Genomic DNA, 19609 nt, shown 5'->3' with positions numbered 1-19609 from the left:
TAATCGCAACGACTTTCGACGCACCGTTTTGGCCCATGAACACGCCGTCAGCCTTATCATTCATGCCGCTCGATAATATTTTTGAACCCCTGAAGCGTCGGCATGATCTAGTCCATGCAAGGTCAACGAGAGATCGCCATGTATCGCTTCTTCGAGCAGCTGAGTTCACGCATCACCGCCCCATTTGTCGGCGAATCCAAACGTAACAGCAAGGTCTGGCAGTGCACCTGTGGCCAGTCGGTGTTTTTCCCTAATACCCAATGCCTGGCCTGTTCTGCAGCGCTGGGCTATCTGCCTGAGCAGGGCCGCGTCGCTACGCTCGAAGCAGGGCCTGAGCCCACCACCTGGCGCTTGAGCGATGAGCCAGGTGCCGGGCTGTATCGGCGTTGTGCCAACCTCGGCACCCCGGCAGCCTGTAACTGGCTTTTTCCAGAGCACAATGCCGGCGAATTCTGTGTCGCCTGCAGCCTCAATCACACCATTCCCGACCTGTCCGTGGTTGAAAACGGCGAGCGCTGGCGCAAGGTCGAGACCGCCAAACGGCGTCTGGTCGCGCAGTTGATTTCTCTGGGCCTGCAGGTCATCCCCAAGACCGTCGACGAAGAAACCGGCCTGGCCTTCGATTTTGTCGGTGTCGATCTGGAAGGCAACTTGCCAACCACAGGCCATGCCAACGGCCTGATTACCCTGAACATCGAAGAAGCCGACGACGCACACCGTGAAGCGATGCGCGTACAGATGCACGAACCCTATCGCACCTTGCTCGGCCATTTCCGTCATGAAGTCGGTCATTACTACTGGGATCGTCTCATCGCCAATACCCATTGGCAGGACAGCTATCGCAACCTGTTCGGCGACGAGCGCGCCAGCTATGCCGACGCCCTCGATCACCACTACAAGAACGGCGCGCCGGACAACTGGCAGGAAAGCTTCGTCAGTGCCTACGCGACCATGCACTCATGGGAAGACTGGGCCGAAACCTGGGCGCATTACCTGCACATGATGGATGCGGTCGACACCGCGCTGGGGTTTGGCATGAGTGCTCGCGACATGGAGCTCGATTACCAGCCGTTTCCGCTGGAAGTGCTCTACGACCCTCAGCATCCGGGCGGCCCGGCGTTCCTGTCGTTCGTCAATGCCTGGATCGAGCTGGCGAGCATGCTCAACGAGCTGTCACGCAGCATGGGGCAACCGGATTTCTATCCGTTCGTGCTGCCGCCAGCGGTCATCGCCAAGCTGCACTTCATCCATCTGGTGATTCAGGATGCCGGTGGCAAGGCCGATGAGGTTCTGCAGGCCCAGTAACGCGGGTCGTGCCTAACACGCTTTGGCGGCGAGTCAGGCACTTGCTCAAAAGCGGGTCAAAGCGTCAGGGTCAGCCTGCGCTCGAAACCGATACGCCCGCGATACGCCTCACCGGTATCCACCCAGCCCTGGCCTGTATAAAGCCCGATGGCAGCCAAGTTGTCCGCGTCCACCGACAGCATCAATTGAGTAATGTCCGGCCATTTCAGGCGCAACGCTGCAGGCAGCGCTTGCAGGCACGCCTTGCCCAGCCCCTTGCCTTGCTCACGATGATCGATCTGCAACGCATGCAGTGTCGCCGTCAGATCCTCCTGAGCCCAGTGCGGCAGACAGTCGTCGCGCTTGAGCAGGAAAAAACCCACGGGCTTCTCGTCACCGAGCAGCACGAAGCCGCAAATGTTCGGGCTGGGTCTGACCAGAAGCGTATTGAGCGCTGTGTAGATGTCGCCGGAGAACTGGATCTGTTCCTGCGTAACCTCGAGGTATCCGAGCTGCTGGCGTTGAGAGGCGCTGAGGTCGTGGTAGTCGACCAATCGAGTCTGCATGAGCAACCTGCTGGCTGATTATGTTGAGGCGGGCAGGGTACAGGATCGAATGGGGCCGTTTCGAGGATTTGTCACGCCGCGGAGCAATACGCAGTTGCCTTTCAGCCCCGGCACACAAGTGCTTGAGCCCCCTCGAAATTTTTATCCGCAGCAACGGTTGTAAACTCGCGCAAGACCGGTACAATGGCGCGGCTCGCCAACTGGTGAGTGTCGTTATGGTGACCCCATCGGTCCCCCCGCAACGATTACCCGTGAACCTGGTCAGAGCCGGAAGGCAGCAGCCACAGCGGGAACATTGTGTGCCGGGGTGTGGCTGGTGGGGGCACCACCTATCTCAAGGTCCTTTCTAAAAGGGGCCTACTCGTAAAAATGAAAGCTTATTCCTGTTCCGACGGCACCCTGCGCTGGCGAGAACTTCGTGCGTCTGTAAAAACAGTCTGCCCGCCACGGAGATAAAACCGCCGGATGTCTCTGTCCCGGCGGTTAATCCTGCGTGGCCTGCCTTACTGCCATCGTGCCAGGAAGATGGAGCGACCACTCTGATGTGGCGAGCGGTGTACTAGTTTGGGAATGCTGTCTTCGCAAATACCTTTGCCCGCAAAGAAATAGAAGCGGTCTTGCTTGGCTTCCCTGGTTCTCTGCTCGACAGCCTTGGCGTCCAGAGGCGTCATTTTCCCAAAATACCCCGCTTCAAATATTCCTTCCGATTCTGCGCGCTTCACGTATTCGGTGCCGCGGCCCTCGATAGTGGCGATGCAGATGACCTTTTTCGGCCCCTTATCCTGATGCCATTGGTCTGCGCCCTGATTTTTGGCCCTTCGCAGTTGGAACTCATGAGGCCTCAATTGTTGTTGCTTCCCGGTATGAGTGGTTGCAATGTCCTTCGCTACGGCTGTTGTTGATCGTTCGTAGTCGGTTGCTTTCAAATCAATAACCTTTCCAACGGTCTCCTGTCTCCAGGCGGGGTTACTGAGACTGCTTTGCTCATGCAAAAAACGTCTTGTAGGTTCTGCTATGGGAACGGTGAAATACCCTTTCTCCATGAGTTTTGCCGTCTTTTCCTGAATCTGTTCCGGCTTCAGTTTCAACTCATCAAAAGGCTGGGGCTGGGTGTAGTAAGCCGATGTGCCAACTCCGCCGCGAATGCCGTAGGTCACGGATATTTTCCTCTGGTTGAATGTGGTGTTAACCACGAATTGGCCTTTTGGGCCGCTTGAACGCTTGGGGCTTGGTAGCCCGTCGCTCGGGGCCGTGAGTGGCAACTCATTGAGGAGCAGTTCCATGCTGTCCGATCAGTTTCGACGAACAGTGAAAACTCGGTGTGCGTTCAGGTGATCGATCAATAGCCAATTCAACTGAACCCTCACTTCCACACATCCCCTAACTCCTTACGCGTCGCTTGAAACCGTTTTACGGCAAGGGGCAATTCAAGTCGCTGCGGGTGTCACAGGCTTTTCGGTCAGGCGTCTCGCAGCAGTGGAGCCGGGGGCCGGATGGAACAGGACATCATCAGATTTTTCACAGACTCGCAATTTCTGGGCATATCGCTCGCTAACTGGATACTGGCTATCTTCGCCTCGACCCTGAGTTTTATTCTGGTCAGGGGCGTGATCGGTTTTGTGCTCAGAAAGATGCGTTCGCGTGCGGATGCGCCCAGCACGCATATGCGATACATCGTGGTGCAGGTGCTGTCGGGCACCAGTAATACCTTATTGCTGCTGGCTTCCATTCTGATCGGCATCGGCATGCTCGATCTGCCGGAACGCTGGCTCGGGCGGGTCAGCAGTCTGTGGTTCGTGGTCGCCGCATTACAGGTCGGGCTGTGGGCGAACCGGGCGATCGCGCTCGCGTTGCAGCGCTACTTCGTGCGTCACAACGCTGGCGGCACCTTTCAGGGCAGTGCGCTGGCCACGTTGAGTCTGTGGGGCGCGAAAGTATTGCTGTGGGCCACGGTGGTCATGGCGATGCTGTCGAACGTCGGGGTCAATATCACCGCGTTCGTCGCCAGCCTCGGGGTCGGCGGTATCGCGGTCGCGCTGGCGGTGCAGAACATTCTGGGCGACGTGTTTGCCTCTCTGTCCATCGCAGTAGACAAGCCTTTCGAGGTCGGCGACTTCATCGTCGTCGGCGCGCTGTCCGGCACGGTCGAGCACGTGGGCCTCAAGACCACACGGATCCGCAGCCTGGGTGGCGAGCAGATCGTGATGGCCAACGCCGACATGATCAACAACACCATCCAGAACTACAAGCGCTTGCAGGAACGACGCATTGTCTTCGAATTCAGGCTGACCTATGACTGCTCGGTCGATCAGATAAGGGAAGTGCCGAAGAAAGTCGAAGCGATCATCAACGCGCAGAAACTGGCACGTTTCGACCGTTCGCATTTTCGGGGTTTTGGCGAGACATCACTGGAGTTCGAGACCGTTTTCATCGTGCTCGACCCCAGCTACAACGTCTATATGGATGTGCAGCAGGCGATCAATCTGGACATCATGGAAGCCTTTGCCGAACTGGATGTGCGTTTCGCGTTCCCGTCCCGCACGGTGTACGTGGCGTCCCTGCCACCGGTTAAAACTGCTCGTCCGACTGCGCTGGAGGCAGCCGACGCGACCAGCTGATGGAATCAGGCCGGAAACTGCAGCGCGTTGGTCAGGTCGCCCATCGGTGCCTGGCCACGTGCGATCATGGCCTCGTCGCGGCGTTTCAGACCGTCGAGTTTTTCCAGGCCATGCACGCGAGTGATCAGGCGCAGGATCGAGGCGGTGTCGTAAACCGTGTGGTCGACCTTGCCCTTGCGGGCGAAAGGAGAGATGACCAGAGCGGGAATGCGCGTGCCAGGACCGAAGCGATCGCCTTTTGGCGGCGCGACGTGGTCCCACCAGCCGCCGTTCTCGTCAACGGTGACGACGATTACCATGTTGTCCCACTGCGGGCTCTTGCGCAGCACCTTGATCACCCGGTCGATGTGCCGGTCACCCGCAGCCACGTCGGCGTAACCGGCGTGCATGTTCAGGTTGCCCTGGGGTTTGTAGAAGGTCACCGCAGGCAACTTGCCCGCTTCGGCATCGGCGAGGAAGCGATTGGTGCTCGACTCGTCACCCAGCCCACCATCACGCAGGCGCTTCTTGCGCTCTTCAGGGTGCTGCGGCCCCTGCTGCTTGAAGTAGTTGAACGGCTGGTGATGGTATTGAAAGTTGGGGATTTTCGGGATCCCGGTGGAGTCCTTGAACTCATCCAGCGTCACTTGCCAGGCGCCGGCATACCAGGCCCAGTCAACATTCCTTTTCGACAGCTTGTCACCGATGTGCTCGTGGCTTTGTGGAACCAGTACGTTGGGCAGATCCGGTTTCGAGTAATCAGGGTTCTGCGGGTCGCGCAGCCAGGTTGGCCAGTAGGGCGGAGCCATGGTGTTGACCGCGTAGTTGTCCGGTGTGATGGCGCTGGGGCCGAATTGTGGCGGCCCGTCCATGGCGCTGGCCGGCGACTTGTCGAGCGGTTTGAGACGCGGGTCCAGCGGATTGAAGCTCTGCAGGGTGGCGATTTGCGACTTGGCCGGAGATTCGGCGGCGTTCGGGTAAACAGGCGCGGTGGCTGAAATCAGGTACTGGTGGTTGAGGAACGAGCCGCCGAAAGCACCCTGAAAAAAGTTGTCACACAGCACGAACTCCTCGGCCACGTCCCACAGGCGCAATGAGTACTGAGTCTGTGCGTAGTTGCCCATGGTCAGACCGCCCGCATCCGCCCAGGCCACGAACCGGTCGTTCTTGCCGTCGTTGATCTGCATCTGGTTCTGGTAAAAGACGTGCCACAGGTCGCGGGTCACCAGGCTCAGCGGCAGGTCTTCACCGTTTGGCCCCTTGAGCGGGAACGGCGCGTTGGGCAGGTCTTGCTGAAACTGCTCGCCCACCGGATAGGTCACGCCATCGACGGTTTGCGGTCCGACCTGCAGCACGCCGCCCCAGGCCGGTGGCAGTTTGGACAAGCGCGTGCCGTCGCGGTCGCGCTGCTCGTAATCGGAAGGCCTGAGCGAGGCGAGCGGCTTTTCGACACCGGGGAAATCGCCGAACAGGTTATTGAAGCTGCGGTTCTCGGCGTAGATCACCACAATGGTTTTCACATTTTCGCGCAAGGCGCGATCCAGCGCGGGTCCGGCAAGGTGATGATGCCGTTCGTTGTCGCCAGGCGGCTTCTCGTGGGCGGAAACGTAACTGCTAAGGGTGACACCTGCACCCAAGGCAGCCATCCCGCCCAGAAAACGACGGCGGCTGGGGTTTTCGTTGGTATCTTCGTCGTCTGGTCTGTCGCTCATCGCCAAATACTCGCGCTGGTTAATGTGTTGCCAAAGATTTCAGGCGAGCGTAACGATGGAATATGACGCTATTGCGACAACGCAGATGAAGGGTCAGGGGACGGTGGGCGTGGTGTAGTGATCAATGATCTGCTGGATCTCCCCCGACAGACGCATCTGCACCAGCGTGCGCAAAATCCTGCCCACTGGCAGGTCGGGGTTATTGCGGATCACGCAGGCGGCCGGCTGTTCGGCGACCATTGATATCGGCATGAGCTTCTTGCCGGCAGGCAGGTTGCGGTTGGTCCATTCGAGGATCAACTGATTGGTCACCGCATAGTTGTAGCGCCCGGCCATCAGTTTGCCGAGCGTCTGGTTCTGCGTGCGTGCATCTTCACGGACCAGTTTATGCGCCTCGAAAAGATGCTGCAGGGCCGGGTAGGTGTAGCCCAATACGGTGCCGACGGTTTCGTTGTCGAACTGCTCGGGGTAGGGGCCGGCAGCCGTTGCCGCCGAAGCGACCAGCCAGTCGCGCTGATAGAGAATTGGCAGGCTCCACAGGTAGTCCCCGGACAGGTCCGGATACCACGCCTGGGCGCTGTAGCAGTGCATGTCGACTTCGCTACGCTCTAGCGCCGACTGGATGCGCAGGCGTGGCATCACGTGATAACTGGCTTCGAGGCCCACATGGTGCGCAAGGCTTTGCATGATGTCGAACAGAATGCCGGATTCGGGACGAAACTCGGTGATGTGCATCATCGGCATGGTCCAGCCTTCGTTGACCGCAAAGCTCAAGGTTCCCTGCGCCGCGCGGCCGGTTTGCGGCAACAGCAATAGCAGACAGAGCGCCGCTGCACAAGGCAGCGGCGGTGTGGTGAAGGCCCGAATAAAGCGCATCAATTGAGTCATTTGCACAGCTTAGCCACAATAGAGACGGACACCAGATGCAATTTTGCCCCTGCTCGGCTAGCATTGGCGGTCTTCCGCTTACCAGTTGCGACGGTTTTAAATGAGTTATCAGGTTCTTGCACGTAAATGGCGTCCGCGCTCGTTCCGCGAAATGGTCGGCCAGGCTCATGTGTTGAAGGCCCTGATCAACGCGCTGGACAGCCAGCGCCTGCACCATGCCTATCTGTTTACCGGCACACGGGGCGTTGGCAAGACGACTATCGCGCGCATCATCGCCAAGTGCTTGAACTGTGAAACCGGCATCACCTCGACGCCTTGCGGCACCTGTTCGGTGTGCAAGGAGATCGACGAGGGCCGTTTCGTCGACCTGATCGAAATCGACGCCGCCAGCCGCACCAAGGTCGAAGACACGCGCGAGCTGTTGGATAACGTGCAGTACGCGCCAAGTCGCGGTCGCTTCAAGGTCTACCTGATCGACGAAGTGCACATGCTTTCCAGCCACTCGTTCAACGCCTTGCTCAAGACGCTTGAAGAGCCGCCGCCCTACGTCAAGTTCATCCTCGCCACCACCGATCCGCAAAAGCTGCCGGCGACCATTCTTTCGCGCTGCCTGCAGTTCTCGTTGAAAAACATGACGCCTGAACGCGTGGTCGAGCATCTGACCCACGTGCTGGGCGTCGAGAACGTGCCCTTCGAAGACGACGCGCTGTGGCTGCTCGGGCGCGCCGCCGATGGTTCGATGCGTGATGCGATGAGCCTCACCGATCAGGCCATTGCCTTCGGTGAAGGCAAGGTAATGGCTGCCGATGTACGAGCCATGCTCGGCACGCTGGACCACGGCCAGGTTTTCGATGTACTGACGGCGCTGCTGGAAGGCGATGCCCGAGGGGTGCTGGAGGCGGTGCGCCACTTGGCCGAGCAGGGCCCTGACTGGAATGGTGTGCTCTCGGAAATCCTCAACGTGCTTCACCGTGTGGCGATTGCCCAGGCGTTGCCGGAAGGCGTCGACAACGGTCATGGTGATCGTGACCGGGTGTTGGCGCTGGCGCAGGCCCTGCCTGCCGAAGACGTACAGTTTTACTACCAGATGGGCTTGATTGGTCGCCGTGACCTGCCGCTGGCCCCTGATCCGCGTGGCGGCTTCGAGATGGTCCTGCTGCGCATGCTGGCGTTTCGTCCTGCCGACAGCGAGGACGCGCCGAGGCAGCCGCTAAAGCCAGTGGGGATCAGCCAGGCCACGGTTGATTCCCGAAAAGCAGTGGCTGATGCGACACCTGTTGCATCGGCAGCTCCCGCAGTGTCTACCGCCCCGGTGATGGCTGCGCCCGATCCGGCCTTCGAAGCGCTGCCGCCTGCAGCAGCTCCGATGCCGGTCTCGGCTGCCCGGCCAGAGCCCGCGGTACAGCCGGAATCGAAGCCAGAGCCACAAGCCGCGCCAGTCGAAGACCTCGACCTGCCGTGGAATGAACCGAAATCCCCGGCTGCCGAACCCGCCGCCGAAACTGCGCCCCCTACCGAATCTGAGGGCGAATCTGATGCTGAGCCAGTAGCCGAGCCGGTTCTGGAGACCGTTTCCGAGCAGCCCGACCTGACGCCCATGCCGACGCCTGCACCCGCCAGCCCGGTGCCGGCCGCACCTGAAGCCGAGCCTGCACAGCCGGCCGCCGAGCAGCCGGTCACGCCGGCAATGCTCGAAGCCATTCCGGACTCTGCGTATCTGTCCATGCACGCCAATTCGATGTCTTCCGACTCCGGGCCCATGGGGCGTGACGACGAGCCGCCAGCGGACGACGATTATGTCGAGCCGGATATCGACATAGACCCGGCGTCCTACAGCTATCTGGATGAGTTGGCCCACGAAAGTGTCGTCGAGCTTGAAGCCGTCGAACCGGAGCCTGCTCCGGCTGCCAAACCGGCCACCGGTCTTGCGGCCGAGTGGCTGGACGTGTTTCCCAAGCTGCCGATCTCCGGGATGACCGGCAGCATCGCGGCCAACTGCACACTGATCTCGGTCGATGGCGACAACTGGCTGCTGCACCTGGACCCGGCGCACAGCGCGCTGTTCAACTCGACGCAGCAGCGGCGTCTGAACGATGCGTTGAACCAGTACCATGGGCGCACGATCAATCTGAGTATCGAGCTGATCAAGCCCGAGCAGGAAACCCCTGCGCAGGCTGCTTCACGGCTGCGTGCCGAGCGCCAGCGCCAGGCCGAAGCCTCGATCCAGGCCGACCCGTACATCCAGCAGATGCTGCAACAGTTTGGCGCTGTGATCCGGGAAGACACGATCAAACCGGTGGACGCGCCTGCGGTGCCGGCTCAATAACTGAACACAGGGCGCCGCTGGCGCCACGCAAACGAACCATCCATTTTCGAGGAGATATCCCATGATGAAAGGTGGCATGGCTGGCCTGATGAAGCAGGCGCAGCAAATGCAGGAAAAAATGGCCAAGATGCAGGAAGAACTGGCCAACGCGGAAGTCACCGGTCAATCGGGCGCAGGCCTGGTGAGCGTGGTGATGACCGGTCGTCATGACGTCAAGCGCATCAATCTGGATGACAGCCTGATGCAGGAAGACAAGGAAGTGCTGGAAGACCTGATCGCCGCCGCCGTCAACGACGCTGTGCGCAAGATCGAGCAGGCCAGCCAGGACAAGACGGCTTCCATGACCGCTGGCATGCAGTTGCCGCCCGGTATGAAGCTGCCGTTCTGACGGTCGCCCGGCTTATGAACAATGCCAGGCCCTGTGCCTGGCATTTTTCTGTCTGCTGTCTGTATGCCATGCGCCGCCACCCGACCCCAGTAAAACCATCAGCATTTGGCCTGATCGACTGAATTGAGCGACAATCTTCCCCCGTCTCTGGAGTGCCCCATGTCTGAGCCCATTGAAAACCTCACTGTCGACGCCGAGCTGGATGCCGTCGGGCTGTTCTGTCCGGAACCGGTGATGATGTTGCACCAGAAGGTGCGTGATCTGCCTGCGGGCGGTCTGCTCAAGGTCACTGCAACCGATCCGTCCACGCGTCGCGATATCCCGAAATTCTGTGTATTTCTTGGCCATGAGCTGGTTGCGGAGCAAGCCGAAGAGGGTACGTTCCTCTACTGGATCCGCAAGAAGTCCGACTGATCGCCACATCGCTGCAACCCGCGCCTGTTCACGACGCACCTGTTCCCGATTCGAGCAGGTCCCTGTTCGCCAGACCCAGAGAGTCCTCCATGCGCATTGTTGCTGACGAAAATATTCCCCTGCTCGACGCCTTTTTTGCTCATTTCGGTGAGATTCATCGTTTGCCGGGCCGCGCCATGGACCGAGCCGCCGTGGCTGATGCAGACATCCTGCTGGTTCGCTCGGTCACTGCAGTGACCCGCGAACTGCTTGAGGGTAGCCCGGTGCGTTTTGTCGGGACCTGCACCATTGGCACTGATCACCTCGATCTGGACTGGTTTCAGCAAGCTGGTATCCAGTGGGCCAGCGCTCCGGGCTGCAATGCGCGCGGTGTGGTGGACTACGTGCTCGGCAGCCTGTTGACCCTGGCTGAAATCGAGGGTGTCGACCTGGCGCAACGCACCTACGGTGTGGTCGGTGCAGGGCAGGTGGGTGGTCGGTTGATCAGCGTATTGAAAGCTCTGGGCTGGAACGTGCTGGTCTGCGATCCGCCACGCCAGGCTGCCGAAGGCGGTGACTTCGTCAGCCTCGACGAGATCCTGCAGCGCTGTGACGTTATCAGCCTGCACACGCCGCTGAGCAAAACCGGGACGTCACCGACCTGGCACCTGCTCGACGACGCGCGTCTGCGTCAGCTCCGGCAGGGTGCCTGGCTGATCAATGCCAGCCGTGGCGCCGTGGTGGATAACGCAGCATTGCACGATGTGCTGCTTGAGCGAGAAGACCTGCAGGCCGTGCTGGATGTGTGGGAGGGCGAACCGCAGGTCAACATCGCGCTGGCTGACTTGTGCGTTCTGGGTACACCGCATATCGCCGGTTACAGCCTGGATGGCAGGCAGCGCGGTACGGCACAGATCTATCAGGCGCTGTGTGGCTTTCTTGATCAGCCTGCGACGATCGAGCTGGACGATCTGCTGCCAAGACCCTGGCTGGCGCAGGTCAGTCTCGACGCGGCCTGCGACCCGGTCTGGGCGCTTAACATGCTGTGCCGTGGCGTGTATGACCCGCGTCGTGACGATGCGGATTTTCGCCGCAGCCTGACCGGTGACACCGCCAGTCAGCGTCTGGCCTTCGATGCACTGCGCAAGCAGTACCCGCCACGCCGGGAAATCGAAGGGCTGAAGGTGCACCTGGAGGGAGAGTCCGAGGCGTTGGCGCAATTGGTGCGGGCGCTGGGTGCGGTGCTGGTCTGATCGCCAGGCGGGCTATCGTGCAATAAAAAACCCGACCAAGTGGTCGGGTTTCAAGTGTCTGGTACGGCTCGGTCTTATTTTTCCGGGGTTACCCAGTTCTTATCGCATTCCTGGCAGGCAGCCTGAACCATTTCTTCGGTGATCAGGACTTCTTCCCCGTGCTGGTCGAGAACGGCACCGCCAACCGGCAGATTGGGCGTGGCTCGAACGACTTGAACTTCGTTGCTGCGCTCTTGCGGGTTCATGGTGTTTCTCCTTTCATCAGGTAACGGCGTTAAGTTAACCGCGCTTGATGACCGGTCCGTGACAGGTACTGTCAGCCGCTCAAACGCGCTCCAAGTGCAACAGATATGATGCAAATCTGCCAGCAGGCGCTTAGATCGATGTCTTATAGCGGCCTCTGTAAAGCAGTCATAACCTGACTCTTGAAGCCAGCCGCAAGTTCATTCGAAATGATGTTCGGCGCGCCCGGCAACACCGGTGTAGGCTTTGCAATTCAGACAGATCGGGCAGACAGGCAGGTTCATCGTTCATGATTTCACGGATTACCCGACGTCATCGCCAGGCCTTGCGTCTGGCTGTGAGTTTCATCGCGCCGTATCGCTGGCAGGCGCTCGGCGCATTGCTGGCACTGGTCATTACTGCGGGCATTACTCTGTCGATCGGGCAGGGCATCAAACTGATGGTCGATCAGGGTTTCATGACCCGTTCACCACAGTTGCTCGAGCGCTCGATCGGGTTTTTCATGCTGCTGACGGTCGGCCTCGCCGTCGGAACCTTCGCCCGTTTCTATCTGGTGTCGTGGATCGGCGAGCGTGTGGTTGCCGACTTGCGCAAGAAAGTATTCGATCACCTGATCGAACTGCATCCGGGCTTCTACGAGAACAATCGCAGTTCGGAAATCCAGTCGCGACTGACCGCCGACACCACGCTGTTGCAGTCGGTGATCGGCTCGTCGCTGTCGATGTTCCTGCGCAATGCGCTGATGGTCATCGGCGGCATCGTGCTGCTGTTCATCACCAACCCCAAACTCACCAGTATCGTGGTGGTGGCGTTGCCGCTGATCATCGCGCCCATTCTCATGTTCGGGCGGCGGGTACGAAACCTGTCGCGCGAGAGTCAGGACCGGGTCGCCAATGTCGGCAGCTACGTGGCTGAGGCCTTGGGGCAGATCAAGACGGTGCAGGCCTACAATCATCAGCAGCAGGACAAGCAGCGCTTTTCGCATACGGTGGAGCAGGCGTTCGAGACCGCTCGTAAACGCATCCTGCAGCGCTCCTGGCTGATCACGCTGGTAATCGTCCTGGTGTTGGGTGCGGTGGCCGTGATGCTGTGGGTGGGCGGCATGGACGTGATCAGCGGTCGCATCTCCAGCGGTGAGCTGGCAGCGTTTGTGTTTTACGCGCTGATGGTCGGTATGGCGTTCGGTACGTTGAGCGAGGTGATTGGCGATCTGCAGCGCGCCGCCGGTGCGGCGGAGAGGATCGGCGAGCTGCTTCAGGCGCGCAGTGAGATCAGCGTGCCGACCACGGACCTGCAGAGCCTGCCGCAGCGCATCAGTGGGCGCCTGGCGCTGGAGAATGTCACCTTCGCCTACCCGTCGCGTCCCGAGCGCAACGCGCTGGATGATCTGACCCTGAGTATCGAGCCCGGTGAAACCCTGGCGCTGGTCGGGCCCTCCGGCGCGGGCAAGTCGACCATCCTCGATCTGCTGTTGCGTTTCTACGACCCGATTAAAGGGCGCATCCTGATCGAGGGCGTGCCGATCGCGCAGCTCGATCCCCATGACTTGCGTCGCTGCTTCGCGCTGGTTTCACAATCGCCCGCACTGTTTTTCGGCAGTGTCGAAGACAACATTCGCTACGGTAACGCCACCGCGAGCCTTGAGCAGGTAGAGGCGGCGGCGCGCATCGCCCATGCGCATGAGTTCATTCTCGACATGGCCGACGGCTACCGTACGCATCTGGGTGAGGGCGGGGTGGGATTGTCCGGCGGACAGCGGCAGCGTCTGGCGATTGCCCGCGCTTTGCTGGTCGATGCGCCGATCCTGTTGCTGGACGAGGCGACCAGTGCGCTGGACGCACAGAGTGAGCATTTGATTCAACAAGCCCTGCCGAGCCTGATGCAGGGGCGTACCACACTGGTCATCGCCCACAGGCTGGCCACGGTGCAGAATGCCGACCGGATTGCCGTCATGGATCAGGGGCGGTTGGTGGCCGTGGGCACCCATCAGCAGTTGATCGCCAGCAACCCGCTTTATGCGCGACTGGCGGCGTTGCAGTTCAATGCCGGGGTTGAGTAGGAGAGGGCGAGAAGGGCTTGTGGGGAACGTGGGAGGTTAAGCCTCCCACTCGCTCAGCCTCAGCGATATTCGCACAGGTAGGCGGTATCGACTTTGACCTTGATCTGGAACTTGCTGTTGGCCGGTACGTTGAACTGGTTGCCGGTGGCAAAGGTTTCCCAGTCAGTGCTGTCCGGAAGCTTCACGCTCAACTCGCCGGAGATCACATGCATGATTTCCCGTTGCGCCGTACCGAACTCATATTCGCCCGCTGCCATGACACCGATGGTTGCCTCACCATCGGCCTGGGTGAAGGCGATGGATTTGACGGTGCCGTCGAAGTACTCGTTGACCTTGAACATGGGCGGTTCCTTTTGAAAGGGCTGAAAATGGCTCGCCAGTATGCCCAACACGGTAAAACTCGTCACGCCCCTTGCACGTGAACGCTGACGAAACGTCGACCTGCAGCGGCATTCAATTGGGCAGGATCAACGGCAGCAGCCTGGCAGTATTGCGCGCATCGACCAGGGCGCGGTGCTGTTGCCCGCTGAACTGCATGCCTGCCAGTTGCAAGGCACTGTTCAGTCCCATCGGTTTCTGCAAGTGACGGGCCTGGGCGAAACGCTGTTTGAGATTGACGTGCGGCATGCTGGACAGCGCACTGTCGAGGTGATGGTGGCGCCATTCCTCTTCCAGTTGCTGACGATCGTAGTCCCCCCAACTGGCCCAGCCCACGATGCGTGCACGGTGATGGCTCAACCAGCGCTCGAATTGCGGCCACACCGTCGTCAGCGGCGCAGCGCTGTCGATGCTGCTCTGGTTGATGTGGGTCAGCTCGCGGCAGAAATGGGTCAGCAGCGGCCTGCGTGCCGGGCGCACGAAGCGCTCGAAATGGTCCAGCTCGCGTCCGTCCTGATTGACCAGTGTCGCGCCTATCTCGATGACTTCCATTTCTGCGACTGGCCATCCACCTTCTTCGGTCGTGGCCTCAAGATCAATCACCAGCCAGTGCGGCATCATCAAGCTTCCTTACGATAGTCAATGGCTTCAGCGTAGCCAGATTAACCCGTTGCGCACACTCTGGGCTTTGCATCGGCATGCTTGTTGTTACAACGGCCTCTACAGTGACCACAGGTGATTGCATTGGTGCCTCGCAGGCGGCTGTCACGTGCCTGGATGAATACTGCAAGCGCACCGCAGAGCGCTGACGCCGTCGATTTGACAGTTGTTTAAATCACGGAAACCGCATAGTTTGGACGGCTTTGATTGATGTCGTGTTTTATGAAAAGACTTGCAGTGTTAATTGACGGTGTGGCGCGCAAGCTTGTGACCGGCGTTATGCTCTTCATTCCGTTGATGGCAGCGCCGCAGGTCTTTGCCGCGCAGATCGTGCGGGTGGCCGCAGTGCATTTCCCCCCTTACATGGTGCGCCCTGAAAAAGGTGAGGACGCTGGCCTTTTACCCAAGCTGGTCGATGCCCTGAATGGCGAGCAGGACGAATATGAATTCGTGATGATTCCGACATCGGTGCCTCGGCGTTTTCGTGATTTCACGGAAGGGCGTTTCGATCTTGCAGTTTTCGAAAACCCCGACTGGGGCTGGAAGGACATTCCCCATGAACAGATCGATATGGGGCTCGAGGATGCCGAGGTCTATGTGGCGCGCCGGGTGGAAGGACGCGGGCAGGATTACTTCGACACCTTTGCTGACAAGCGTCTGGCATTGTTCAGTGGCTATCATTATGGATTTGCCAACTTCAACACCGATCAGAAATACCTGAGCGAGCACTTCAGTATTACCTCCACGTACTCCCACGACAGTAACTTGCTGATGGTGGTGCGCGGCCGCGCCGATATTGCACCTGTTACCCGTTCGTACCTGATTGATTTCATGGCGCATAACAAGGATGAAGCGGCGCAGCTGATGGTGTCCGACCGTATCGATCAGACCTACCGTCAATATGCGTTGTTGCGTCCGAATGGCAGCATCGATGTGGCGCACTTCAAACAGCTGCTGGAGCGGTTGCGTGCAGATGGGCAGTTGGCGAAGATTTTCGAGCCGCTTCACATCAAGGTGCTTGCGGTCAATGCCGAGATGCCCGGTAAATAGCAGGGGGGGCAGGTTTTGCGCCTGCCACCCAGAAGCACTCAACGGTCGTTGGCGTCCTTGGCATCCATTTCTGCGTTGCGCTCATGGACGCGCTTGAGCTGTTCTTCAGTGAGGGGCAGTTTCTTGGCTGTGTCGCGCAGCATCATCAGACCGCCGACGACCGAGCCAATGGCTACGAGCAGAATTAACCAGGCATACCAGGGCATAGCGCTCTCCTTGTTGTGATACCGGTTGGAGCAGCAAAGCTGCCCAATGGTTCAAGTGTATGCGCCCTGAAGGGGGTGCGTACGAAAGCATTCGCCCGCAACCCTAAGATTCTGCCAACTACTTCCCGGTCAGCATCGCGTCGGTCGGCGCGTCGGCGCGCGATTTGGCGGTCAGGCTGAAATAGATGAAGCCGATGGCCATCAGGCCCAGAAAAATCAGGCCGATCAATGCGTTGAACCAGGCCATTGCCACCAGGCACACGACGGCCAGCGCCAGCGCGATGCCGGGCACTACCGGATAACCGGGGGCGCGGAACGTGCGTTCCAGGTCAGGCTCGGTCTTGCGCAGTTTGAACAGGCTGAGCATGCTCATGATGTACATGACGATCGCGCCGAACACGGCCATGGTGATCATTGCAGCGGTCAGTGTCATGCCGCTCAGGTTGATCAGCCCGTCGCTGTAGATCGCGGCGATGCCGATCAGGCCGCCGGCGATGATTGCCCGGTGCGGTGTCTGGAAGCGCGAGAGTCTGGCCAGCGAGGCGGGCAGGTAGCCAGCGCGGGCGAGGGCGAAGAACTGGCGCGAGTAGCCCATGATGATCCCGTGGAAGCTGGCGACCAGACCGAACAGGCCGATCCACACCAGCATGTGCAGCCAGCCGGAGCTGTCACCGACCACGGCTTTCATGGCCTGCGGCAGCGGATCGTTGATGTTGGCCAGGGTGCGCCAGTCGCCCACGCCACCGGCAAACAGCATGACGCCGATAGCCAGAATGACCAAGGTCAGAATGCCACTGATGTAGGCCTTCGGAATGGTCCGTTTAGGGTCCTTGGCTTCTTCGGCGGCCATAGCTGCACCTTCGATGGCCAGGAAGAACCAGATGGCAAAGGGGATGGCAGCGAACATGCCGGCAATGGCTTCGGGTCCGAAAGTTTGTGAACCGGCCCAGCCGTTCAGGGCGAAGTTGCTGAAGCTGAATGCAGGTGCGACGACGCCCATGAACACTAGCAACTCGGCCACAGCCAGAATGCACACCACCAGCTCGAAAGTTGCCGCGAGCTTCACGCCCACGATGTTGAGCGCCATGAATACGATGTAGGCGCCGACTGCCGCATGCTTGGGGTCAAGACCCGGGTATTGCACGTTAAGGTACGCACCGATCGCCATGGCAATGGCCGGTGGTGCAAAGACGAATTCGATCAGGGTGGCCATTCCGGCGATCAGTCCGCCTTTTTCGCCAAAGGCGCGACGGCTGTAGGCGAACGGACCGCCGGCGTGCGGGATGGCCGTGGTGAGTTCGGTAAAACTGAAGATGAAACAGGTGTACATGGTGGCAACCATCAGGGCTGTTACCAAAAAGCCCAACGTACCCGCGACGCCCCAGCCGTAGCTCCAGCCAAAGTATTCGCCGGAAATCACCAGCCCTACCGCGATCCCCCATAAATGAATCGTGCCGAGCGTCGGCTTGAGTTGTGTGCTCATTGTTTTCTCCCTGGGATTCGATAATCGTTGAAACATCCTGTTGCAGAGGCCGTGCCAGTGCACTGTTCAACGTCGTGTTGCTTCAAAACAGGTCGTTTGTGGAACGTTTGGGTGAACTGATTCACCTTGTTGTGCAGATTCGGTGCAGGCTAGTGCAATGACGGTCGCTGCAGGTGCAGGAAATCGTGACCTTTTAAGACCGCCATTGGACAAATGCCGACCTATGGGTCCCGCCTGTGCGCCGGTTCGGCTACAATGCGCGCCGATTTCGACTTACCTGAGACCACGCTCATGTCCGCCTGCCAGACTCCTGTCATCGTCGCCCTGGATTTTCCGACCCGCGAAGCCGCCTTGCGCCTGGCTGATCAGCTCGATCCCAAGCTGTGCAGGGTCAAAGTCGGCAAGGAACTGTTCACCAGTTGTGCGGCCGACATCGTCGAGACCTTGCGCGACAGAGGCTTCGAAGTGTTTCTGGATCTCAAATTCCACGACATCCCCAACACCACGGCAATGGCGGTCAAGGCGGCGGCCGAGATGGGCGTGTGGATGGTCAATGTGCACTGCTCGGGTGGCTTGCGCATGATGGCGGCCTGTCGGGAAGTGCTTGAGCAGCGCACCGGTCCACAGCCGTTGCTGATCGGTGTGACCGTTCTGACCAGCATGGAACGTGAAGACCTGGCCGGTATTGGTCTGGACATCGACCCGCAGGTGCAGGTGCTGCGCCTCGCTGCTCTGGCCGAGAAGGCCGGGATGGATGGTCTGGTCTGCTCGGCGCTGGAAGCGCAGGCCTTGAAAGCCGCTCACCCGTCGTTGCAACTGGTGACACCTGGCATCCGCCCGGCGGGCAGTGCGCAGGACGATCAGCGTCGTATCCTGACCCCTCGTCAGGCACTGGATGCAGGCTCTGACTACCTTGTCATCGGTCGCCCGATCAGCCAGGCGGCTGACCCGGCTAAAGCTCTGGCGGCGGTGGTTGCCGAGCTGGCTTGAGTGGATGGATGCGTAGCGTCACGGCGCTTTACCCGCATAGCGGAGAAGGGCTGTGACGCTGCGAAAAGCCTGCGGGTTTATTCCACTTTCAAGATCAGCTTGCCCTGATTCTCACCGCTGAACAGCATCTGGAAGGTTTCCGGGAACGTCTCGAGACCGTCCACGATGTGCTCCTTGCTCTTGAGCTTGCCTTCTTTGATCCAGCCGGCCATGACCTGGCCCGCTTCTGCAAAGCGCTCCGGGTGGTCCAGTACGATGAAGCCTTCCATGCGGGCGCGATTGACCAGCAACGACATGTAGTTGGCCGGGCCTTTGATTGCCTTGGTGCTGTTGTACTGACTGATGGCACCACAGATCACGACGCGCGCGCCGACCGCCAGCTGGCTGAGTGCCGCGTCGAGAATGTCGCCACCGACGTTGTCGAAGTACACATTCACGCCATCCGGGCAGTGGCGTTTCAGACCGTCCATGACGTCTTCGGATTTGTAGTCGATGGCTGCGTCAAAGCCTAGCTCCTCGGTCAGCAGACGACATTTTGCCGTGCCTCCCGCGATGCCGACGACCCGGCAGCCCTTGAGCTTGGCGATCTGCCCGGCCACGCTGCCGACAGCACCTGCCGCACCGGAAATCACCACGGTGTCACCGCTTTTCGGTTGACCGACGTCCAGCAGCGCCAGGTAGGCAGTCATGCCGGTCATGCCCAATGCCGATAGATAAAGCGGCAGGGGCGCAAGGCTGGTATCTACCTTGTAGAAGCCCTTCGGTTCACCGGCAAAGTAGTCCTGCACGCCCAGGGCGCCCTGGACGTGATCACCTACGGCGAACTTGGGGTTTTTCGATTCAAGTACTTCACCCACGCCGAGGGCGCGCATCACTTCGCCCAGCTTCACGGCTGGAATGTAGGATTTGCCGTCATTCATCCAGCCACGCATTGCCGGGTCCAGTGACAGGTATTTGTTCCTGACCAGAATCTGCCCGTCGGCAAGTGCGCTGACCGCGGCTTCCTGATAGGTGAAGTCATCACGGCGCGCATCGCCCGAAGGGCGCTTGGCGAGCAGGAACTGGCGGTTGGAAAGATCGGTCATGGCAGGGTCTCCTGAAAAGGGTTCAAGAATGGATTCAAACGCTCATCG

Annotated in this window: 20 protein-coding genes and 1 other RNA gene; 11 read left to right on the top strand and 10 right to left on the bottom strand. The window is 59.7% G+C overall.

The genetic code is table 11. The annotated features are described in order from the left end of the window. Positions 1 to 138: 138 nt before the first annotated feature. Positions 139 to 1305: a putative zinc-binding metallopeptidase gene (locus tag JOE29_RS15580; protein ID WP_003423396.1), complete on the top strand. Its 1167-nt coding sequence runs from the start codon at positions 139 to 141 to the stop codon at positions 1303 to 1305. A gap of 56 nt (positions 1306 to 1361) precedes the next feature. Here the strand turns inward: JOE29_RS15580 and JOE29_RS15575 are convergent, their stop codons facing one another. Continuing rightward, on the bottom strand, positions 1362 to 1850 hold the full coding sequence (locus tag JOE29_RS15575) for a GNAT family N-acetyltransferase (RefSeq protein WP_003423397.1): 489 nt from the start codon (positions 1848 to 1850) through the stop codon (positions 1362 to 1364). On the opposite strand from JOE29_RS15575, the gene JOE29_RS15570 reads away from it, so the two are divergent. Both JOE29_RS15570 and ffs read left to right on the top strand, forming a co-directional pair. Beyond that, complete coding sequence (locus tag JOE29_RS15570; protein ID WP_154232056.1) at positions 1849 to 2013, top strand: hypothetical protein; 165 nt, start codon at positions 1849 to 1851, stop codon at positions 2011 to 2013. The two genes, JOE29_RS15575 and JOE29_RS15570, sit on opposite strands and share 2 nt — an antisense overlap. A 62-nt stretch (positions 2014 to 2075) precedes the next feature. Then, an RNA gene (ffs, locus tag JOE29_RS15565) (signal recognition particle sRNA small type) lies at positions 2076 to 2172 on the top strand. 181 nt (positions 2173 to 2353) lie between these two features. Here ffs and JOE29_RS15560 read toward each other — a convergent pair. Continuing rightward, positions 2354 to 3007: a DUF1826 domain-containing protein gene (locus tag JOE29_RS15560; RefSeq protein WP_210080018.1), complete on the bottom strand. Its 654-nt coding sequence runs from the start codon at positions 3005 to 3007 to the stop codon at positions 2354 to 2356. Positions 3008 to 3343: 336 nt separating this feature from the next. Here JOE29_RS15560 and JOE29_RS15555 point away from each other — a divergent pair, with 336 nt between their 5' ends. Next, positions 3344 to 4468, top strand: a complete 1125-nt coding sequence (locus JOE29_RS15555; protein ID WP_032660424.1) for a mechanosensitive ion channel family protein — start codon at positions 3344 to 3346, stop codon at positions 4466 to 4468. 5 nt (positions 4469 to 4473) lie between these two features. Here the strand turns inward: JOE29_RS15555 and acpA are convergent, their stop codons facing one another. Beyond that, positions 4474 to 6159, bottom strand: coding sequence for an acid phosphatase (acpA, locus tag JOE29_RS15550; protein WP_032660428.1), 1686 nt, complete (start codon positions 6157 to 6159; stop codon positions 4474 to 4476). A gap of 93 nt (positions 6160 to 6252) precedes the next feature. Next, positions 6253 to 7047 carry an ABC transporter substrate-binding protein gene (locus JOE29_RS15545; RefSeq protein ID WP_024693052.1) on the bottom strand — a complete coding sequence of 265 codons (795 nt, stop codon included), beginning with the start codon at positions 7045 to 7047 and terminating at the stop codon, positions 6253 to 6255. 100 nt (positions 7048 to 7147) lie between these two features. Here JOE29_RS15545 and dnaX point away from each other — a divergent pair, with 100 nt between their 5' ends. The 4 genes from dnaX (at position 7148) to pdxB (ending at position 11407) form a co-directional block, all read left to right on the top strand. Further along, positions 7148 to 9373 carry a DNA polymerase III subunit gamma/tau gene (gene dnaX / locus JOE29_RS15540; RefSeq protein ID WP_032660433.1) on the top strand — a complete coding sequence of 742 codons (2226 nt, stop codon included), beginning with the start codon at positions 7148 to 7150 and terminating at the stop codon, positions 9371 to 9373. Between the two features lie 61 nt (positions 9374 to 9434). Beyond that, entirely contained in the window at positions 9435 to 9761 is a 327-nt protein-coding gene (locus tag JOE29_RS15535) for a YbaB/EbfC family nucleoid-associated protein (protein WP_002552818.1), read from the top strand. A 159-nt stretch (positions 9762 to 9920) separates the two neighbouring features. Then, complete coding sequence (tusA, locus tag JOE29_RS15530; protein ID WP_003315171.1) at positions 9921 to 10175, top strand: sulfurtransferase TusA; 255 nt, start codon at positions 9921 to 9923, stop codon at positions 10173 to 10175. Positions 10176 to 10264: 89 nt separating this feature from the next. Then, positions 10265 to 11407: a 4-phosphoerythronate dehydrogenase PdxB gene (gene pdxB, locus JOE29_RS15525; protein ID WP_074996994.1), complete on the top strand. Its 1143-nt coding sequence runs from the start codon at positions 10265 to 10267 to the stop codon at positions 11405 to 11407. A 74-nt stretch (positions 11408 to 11481) separates the two neighbouring features. Here pdxB and JOE29_RS15520 read toward each other — a convergent pair whose 3' ends face one another. Beyond that, positions 11482 to 11652, bottom strand: coding sequence for a PA1571 family protein (locus JOE29_RS15520; RefSeq protein WP_003315168.1), 171 nt, complete (start codon positions 11650 to 11652; stop codon positions 11482 to 11484). A gap of 287 nt (positions 11653 to 11939) precedes the next feature. Here JOE29_RS15520 and JOE29_RS15515 point away from each other — a divergent pair, with 287 nt between their 5' ends. After that, complete coding sequence (locus JOE29_RS15515) at positions 11940 to 13709, top strand: ABC transporter transmembrane domain-containing protein (protein WP_210079678.1); 1770 nt, start codon at positions 11940 to 11942, stop codon at positions 13707 to 13709. 59 nt (positions 13710 to 13768) lie between these two features. Here the strand turns inward: JOE29_RS15515 and JOE29_RS15510 are convergent, their stop codons facing one another. Then, positions 13769 to 14050, bottom strand: coding sequence for a pyrimidine/purine nucleoside phosphorylase (locus JOE29_RS15510; protein WP_003343080.1), 282 nt, complete (start codon positions 14048 to 14050; stop codon positions 13769 to 13771). Positions 14051 to 14162: 112 nt separating this feature from the next. Further along, positions 14163 to 14705, bottom strand: a complete 543-nt coding sequence (locus tag JOE29_RS15505; RefSeq protein ID WP_003315164.1) for an exonuclease domain-containing protein — start codon at positions 14703 to 14705, stop codon at positions 14163 to 14165. Positions 14706 to 14957: 252 nt separating this feature from the next. On the opposite strand from JOE29_RS15505, the gene JOE29_RS15500 reads away from it, so the two are divergent. Next, positions 14958 to 15797 carry a transporter substrate-binding domain-containing protein gene (locus JOE29_RS15500; RefSeq protein WP_004418445.1) on the top strand — a complete coding sequence of 280 codons (840 nt, stop codon included), beginning with the start codon at positions 14958 to 14960 and terminating at the stop codon, positions 15795 to 15797. 38 nt (positions 15798 to 15835) lie between these two features. Here the strand turns inward: JOE29_RS15500 and JOE29_RS15495 are convergent, their stop codons facing one another. Next, on the bottom strand, positions 15836 to 16003 hold the full coding sequence (locus JOE29_RS15495) for a DUF2897 family protein (RefSeq protein WP_003315162.1): 168 nt from the start codon (positions 16001 to 16003) through the stop codon (positions 15836 to 15838). A gap of 118 nt (positions 16004 to 16121) precedes the next feature. After that, positions 16122 to 17486 carry an ethanolamine permease gene (gene eat, locus JOE29_RS15490; protein WP_003423452.1) on the bottom strand — a complete coding sequence of 455 codons (1365 nt, stop codon included), beginning with the start codon at positions 17484 to 17486 and terminating at the stop codon, positions 16122 to 16124. A 291-nt stretch (positions 17487 to 17777) separates the two neighbouring features. Between eat and pyrF the strand changes: the two genes are divergently transcribed. After that, positions 17778 to 18476: an orotidine-5'-phosphate decarboxylase gene (gene pyrF / locus JOE29_RS15485; RefSeq protein ID WP_016567669.1), complete on the top strand. Its 699-nt coding sequence runs from the start codon at positions 17778 to 17780 to the stop codon at positions 18474 to 18476. 77 nt (positions 18477 to 18553) lie between these two features. Here pyrF and JOE29_RS15480 read toward each other — a convergent pair whose 3' ends face one another. Then, a complete protein-coding gene (locus JOE29_RS15480; RefSeq protein ID WP_003315157.1) occupies positions 18554 to 19561 on the bottom strand; it encodes an NADP-dependent oxidoreductase in 1008 nt (335 codons plus the stop codon). Positions 19562 to 19609 lie beyond the last annotated feature (48 nt).

Origin of the sequence: Pseudomonas sp. PvP009 (genome assembly GCF_017832995.1) — a bacterium.
Taxonomy (GTDB): domain Bacteria; phylum Pseudomonadota; class Gammaproteobacteria; order Pseudomonadales; family Pseudomonadaceae; genus Aquipseudomonas; species Aquipseudomonas syringae.
The sequence above is the reverse complement of the archived record's forward strand: the minus strand, read 5'-3'. Positions and strand labels throughout refer to the sequence as shown.

Bases quoted from the DNA above. Each gene is read 5' to 3' on its own strand.
- JOE29_RS15495 (WP_003315162.1), bottom strand. From the start codon at position 16,003: ATGCCCTGGTATGCCTGGTTAATTCTGCTCGTAGCCATTGGCTCGGTC.
- acpA (WP_032660428.1), bottom strand. From the start codon at position 6,159: ATGAGCGACAGACCAGACGACGAAGATACCAACGAAAACCCCAGCCGC.
- pyrF (WP_016567669.1), top strand. From the start codon at position 17,778: ATGTCCGCCTGCCAGACTCCTGTCATCGTCGCCCTGGATTTTCCGACC.
- JOE29_RS15535 (WP_002552818.1), top strand. From the start codon at position 9,435: ATGATGAAAGGTGGCATGGCTGGCCTGATGAAGCAGGCGCAGCAAATG.
- JOE29_RS15500 (WP_004418445.1), top strand. From the start codon at position 14,958: ATGTCGTGTTTTATGAAAAGACTTGCAGTGTTAATTGACGGTGTGGCG.
- JOE29_RS15520 (WP_003315168.1), bottom strand. From the start codon at position 11,652: ATGAACCCGCAAGAGCGCAGCAACGAAGTTCAAGTCGTTCGAGCCACG.
- JOE29_RS15555 (WP_032660424.1), top strand. From the start codon at position 3,344: ATGGAACAGGACATCATCAGATTTTTCACAGACTCGCAATTTCTGGGC.
- JOE29_RS15515 (WP_210079678.1), top strand. From the start codon at position 11,940: ATGATTTCACGGATTACCCGACGTCATCGCCAGGCCTTGCGTCTGGCT.
- JOE29_RS15480 (WP_003315157.1), bottom strand. From the start codon at position 19,561: ATGACCGATCTTTCCAACCGCCAGTTCCTGCTCGCCAAGCGCCCTTCG.
- JOE29_RS15570 (WP_154232056.1), top strand. From the start codon at position 1,849: ATGAGCAACCTGCTGGCTGATTATGTTGAGGCGGGCAGGGTACAGGAT.
- eat (WP_003423452.1), bottom strand. From the start codon at position 17,486: ATGAGCACACAACTCAAGCCGACGCTCGGCACGATTCATTTATGGGGG.
- tusA (WP_003315171.1), top strand. From the start codon at position 9,921: ATGTCTGAGCCCATTGAAAACCTCACTGTCGACGCCGAGCTGGATGCC.
- JOE29_RS15580 (WP_003423396.1), top strand. From the start codon at position 139: ATGTATCGCTTCTTCGAGCAGCTGAGTTCACGCATCACCGCCCCATTT.
- JOE29_RS15575 (WP_003423397.1), bottom strand. From the start codon at position 1,850: ATGCAGACTCGATTGGTCGACTACCACGACCTCAGCGCCTCTCAACGC.
- JOE29_RS15510 (WP_003343080.1), bottom strand. From the start codon at position 14,050: ATGTTCAAGGTCAACGAGTACTTCGACGGCACCGTCAAATCCATCGCC.
- dnaX (WP_032660433.1), top strand. From the start codon at position 7,148: ATGAGTTATCAGGTTCTTGCACGTAAATGGCGTCCGCGCTCGTTCCGC.
- pdxB (WP_074996994.1), top strand. From the start codon at position 10,265: ATGCGCATTGTTGCTGACGAAAATATTCCCCTGCTCGACGCCTTTTTT.
- JOE29_RS15545 (WP_024693052.1), bottom strand. From the start codon at position 7,047: ATGACTCAATTGATGCGCTTTATTCGGGCCTTCACCACACCGCCGCTG.
- JOE29_RS15505 (WP_003315164.1), bottom strand. From the start codon at position 14,705: ATGCCGCACTGGCTGGTGATTGATCTTGAGGCCACGACCGAAGAAGGT.